This is a genomic window from Hungatella sp. SL.1.14, from assembly GCF_024460495.1.
GTDB lineage: Bacteria > Bacillota > Clostridia > Lachnospirales > Lachnospiraceae > Hungatella > Hungatella hathewayi.
In genome coordinates, this window is record NZ_JANFYJ010000583.1 from 1 (window position 1) to 255 (window position 255).

Annotated in this window: 1 protein-coding gene; it reads right to left on the minus strand. The window is 51.4% G+C overall.

Annotated features, from left to right (window positions below; all coding sequences use genetic code 11):
* The coding region (locus NE473_RS32400; RefSeq protein ID WP_256265747.1) for a hypothetical protein at positions 1–255 on the minus strand (255 nt) is incomplete at both ends.

A 255-nucleotide genomic window follows, 5' to 3' on the forward strand; every position in this document is an offset into this window, starting at 1 on the left:
ATCCTTCCTTCTCCGCAGACGCACTTATCAGCCCATACGCCTTTCCATCATACTCTACAGTCTGGCCTTCTGCCGTCACACGGTTTCCTGCAGCAAGGTTCACGATCAGGTCTTCTTCCGTATAACGGATCTCATAGTTGCTCTTATAATCCTTTGCCTTCTCGTCTGCTGCATCAGTTCCGGCCGCCACCACACGGTACGAAGACACGGTATTCGCTGTCCTTCCTGCCTCTGTTATGCTTCCGCTTACATAGA